The sequence below is a fragment of the Thiolapillus sp. genome (assembly GCF_048562965.1).
Taxonomy (GTDB): Bacteria; Pseudomonadota; Gammaproteobacteria; order Chromatiales; family Chromatiaceae; genus Thiolapillus; species Thiolapillus brandeum_A.
In genome coordinates this window covers 1-795 of sequence record NZ_JBHNMF010001195.1, presented here as the reverse complement: position 1 = coordinate 795, position 795 = coordinate 1, and the positions used below count along the sequence as shown (strand labels likewise).

Here is a 795-nt window from a genome sequence, read left to right as displayed (position 1 = left end):
CCTGGGCCAGAAAACACCCAAATCAGGTATTCTTCGGGAACAATCCAGCCGTTGCACTTGTTGAGTTGAATTCGCGGAGAACGAAAATGTCGAAAATCCTATGTAAACGCATCATCATGCTCACCTTGCTGGGCTGCATGGCGCAATCACTCCAGGCAGTCACATTGACTGTTACCAACCTCAGTGACAGCGGCAGTGGATCGTTGCGCGCAATCCTGGCGAAGGCCCATGACGGCGACACCATTGTTTTTGCGCGGTCACTCAAAAATGACGGCATTGCCCCCCTCGTGTTGTCGAGTCCGATCAGCGTCAACAAAAACATTACCATCCAGGGGGATGTGATCTGGGATAAATACAAGGGCATCACGATCAGCGGCGGTGGCCACACGCGTCTGTTTGAGATTGAGAGCGGGTCCAAGGTAACGCTGAAATTTCTGCACCTGATACGCGGCTACAAGTCTTCCGCAACCGGAACTATTTCTCGAATGGGGGAGACATCGACTGGGGGTGGCATCTACAACTACGGCACCCTGACAATGGAATATTGCCGGATGAGTAACCACTACGCGAGTCATGGCGGCGGTGCCATCTTGAACAACGGAGGGACGCTGAACATCAGGGGGAGCACCTTCAGTGACAATAATGGGGGTGCCATCTACAACGGAGGGGGCGGCAAGGTGTACATTCGACAGAGTACGTTCAAAAATAATGTCCATGACTTCGGCGGGGCAATCGACAGCTTCAGGTCGACCCTGGAGCTCAGTGACAGCACACTGGTGTCCAACCGTGCCAACC

General features: G+C 53.6%; 1 protein-coding gene. It reads left to right on the top strand.

Going from position 1 to position 795, the window contains the following annotated elements; genetic code table 11:
* Nucleotides 1-86: 86 nt before the first annotated feature.
* On the top strand, nt 87-795 hold a 709-nt coding region (locus ACOCD2_RS23255; RefSeq protein WP_419620300.1), incomplete at its 3' end, for a hypothetical protein.